The following is a 2,519-nucleotide window of genomic DNA, read 5'->3' on the forward strand; positions in this document are numbered from 1 at the left end:
TGTTTTGCTCAAATTACTTTGAGTCTTTATAAGACTTAAAAGAATTGCTGGTTTTATATTAACTATATTCTGTTCAATTTTCAAAGACCATTTATCTTGGTCGCTCTCAAGCGACTTCTTTATCTTATCATTTAATCTTGTTACTTGTCAACACTTTTTTTCAAAGTTTTTGTAACATTTCTTTATTTGATGAAGATGCTTGTCGTTTTAGCAACTTTACTGTTGTTTGCTGCCCTATCGACGTGTTTTAGTTTAACATCTATATTATTTCAAAAATTCATTGAATATCATTAATATTAATAATTATTATTAATATTCTCCTACTTTCGCCATTATACTCATTATATTACATTGTGATACACTTGGATAAGAGTATTGTATCTATTATTTATTTAGCTTCAATAAATAGTTATTTATACAAAAATAATACTATTTGAAAAAGAAATAGGTTAGTACATAATACAGACATATATTATATTCATAAATTTCTAAATAAAAAAACTGTTGCCTTAATGTTCTTCTTAATTTAAAGCAACAGTTTATAATTAAATCACTATTCCCTTATATTTTCTTCTCTTTTGTAAGAGTTTTAATTATTATTAATGCTGTATCCTCTATGGCTCTTTGAGTAACATCTATAGTCCTGCATCCTAGACGTCTTATTATCCTATCAGCAAAATCAAACTCATCTAGAATTCTAGCATCTCCTGCATATTCTATTGTAGTAGGTATTCTTTTAAACTTATCTAATCTTCTTTTTCTTATTTCTATAAGTTGCATTGGATCTATAGTTAAAGCAAAGATTCTATCTCTATCAATTTCATAAATCTCATCAGGCACTCCTACTTCTGGTACTAGTGGAATATTAATAGCCTTTATCCCTTTATTAGCTAAATACATACAAAGTGGTGTCTTGGAAGTTCTAGAAAGCCCTATTAAAACTACATCAGCATTCTTCAACCCTCTATAATCTTTGCTATCATCATACTGCATAGCAAATTCCATAGCTTCTATTCTTTTAAAGTATGTCTCATCTGTCTTCCACATTGCACCTGGATTATATTGTGGTTGTTTATTTAATATAGAAGAAGAAACATTTATTATAGGCCCTAAAACATTAACTACCCATATATTATTTTCAACTCCCTTTTCAGTTAGATATTCTCTTACATTGACTGTTATTATTGTTGAAACTACCATTACATTTTTTATTTCTCTTATTTCTTTAATAAGTTCTTCTACATCTTCTAACGTCTTAATATAAGGTACTCTCCTTACTTCTACTTCATCATCAAACTGACTTGCTGCAGCTTGTGCCACCTGCTCTGCTGTTTCTCCAATAGAATCTGACACTGCATAAATAGTTAACATAAATTCTCCCCTTTCTTTAATTACGGTATATGTATTATTATACCAATTTTTCACAAATAAATTATTATGTCTAATGATTTGTTACTTTATGTATGCTAAAATCATTTATATATTACTTATATTTGGAGGTTTATATGCGCAAGAAATTTGACAAGGAAAAATTATTAATTATAGGCATATTGCCACTTATGTGGTTTGTTTATTTTTTATTTGAGTTATTTACTGGAAGAATTAAATCTTTATATGATATATGCTTAAATCTTTCTTTATTATTTCTCTTTGCTTTTGTTGGATTTATAATATATTGCATTCAAAGAAGATATTCAGGTGGAATTAAAAACAAGGAATTATTTATAATTTTTCTCATCCTTATGATTATTGATCAAGGAATTAAACTTATCATTAAATTTAATTTCTTCCATAGCTTCGTAGAATTAATTCCTAATTTCTTATATTTTAATCCTATTATCAACACACATGGCTCATGGCTTAATGCTAGGTTTAATTTTAATGGGAATTTTACAATATTAATTAGTTCAAACATTATCTTTATTTTTCTACTTATTGAATTATATCGCTATTCACGCTCTAGAAATATAAAGAGCTTCTGGAGTGATATGAGCTTCCTATTTGTTTTAAGCGGAGCCCTTTGTTCACTAATTGACAAAATATTCTATGGTGGAAGTTTAGATTTTATTGGCATAAGTAATTTATTTATTGCTGATATAAAAGATTTGTATATTAATTTAGGATTATTCTTCTTCATAATTCTTATATATAAAGAAGACTTTTTAAATGATGATAATAACACAACTTTTAAAGATGATTTAAAATCTATCAAAAAGTTCTTAGTATTTATTAAAAACGATATATTTAGAAAACAAAAAAAAGAAAAGGCTTAATGCCTTTTCTTTTTATCTATATAATGCTAAGCGAGTTCTTATTAAAAAATCACTTCTTTTCAGAAGTGATTTTGGTGGCTTACCGGGGAATCGAACCCCGGACACCTTGATTAAAAGTCAAGTGCTCTACCGACTGAGCTAGTAAACCATATTACCTGGCAACGTTCTACTCTCCCACACAGTCCCCCGTGCAGTACCATCGACGCTGTAGAGCTTAACTTTCCTGTTCGGAATGGGAAGGAGTGT

Annotated in this window: 2 protein-coding genes, 1 tRNA gene and 1 other annotated feature; of the genes, 1 reads left to right on the plus strand and 2 read right to left on the minus strand. The window is 28.2% G+C overall.

Annotation, left to right across the window (positions count from 1 at the left end; translation table 11 throughout):
• Positions 1–561: 561 nt before the first annotated feature.
• A complete protein-coding gene (locus BHW04_RS01155) occupies positions 562–1,371 on the minus strand; it encodes a pyruvate, water dikinase regulatory protein (protein WP_022211421.1) in 810 nt (269 codons plus the stop codon).
• A gap of 134 nt (positions 1,372–1,505) precedes the next feature.
• Here BHW04_RS01155 and BHW04_RS01160 point away from each other — a divergent pair, with 134 nt between their 5' ends.
• The gene (locus BHW04_RS01160) at positions 1,506–2,273 is read left to right on the plus strand and encodes a signal peptidase II (protein ID WP_022211420.1); all 768 of its coding nucleotides are present in this window, start codon (positions 1,506–1,508) and stop codon (positions 2,271–2,273) included.
• Between the two features lie 72 nt (positions 2,274–2,345).
• On the opposite strand, the gene BHW04_RS01165 is transcribed toward BHW04_RS01160, so the two are convergent.
• Positions 2,346–2,421: transfer RNA gene (locus tag BHW04_RS01165), tRNA-Lys, on the minus strand.
• Positions 2,422–2,436: 15 nt separating this feature from the next.
• Positions 2,437–2,519: a sequence feature (5S ribosomal RNA rRNA prediction is too short), on the minus strand.

Origin of the sequence: Clostridium sp. 29_15 (genome assembly GCF_001916075.1) — a bacterium.
GTDB lineage: Bacteria > Bacillota > Clostridia > Clostridiales > Clostridiaceae > Clostridium > Clostridium lentum.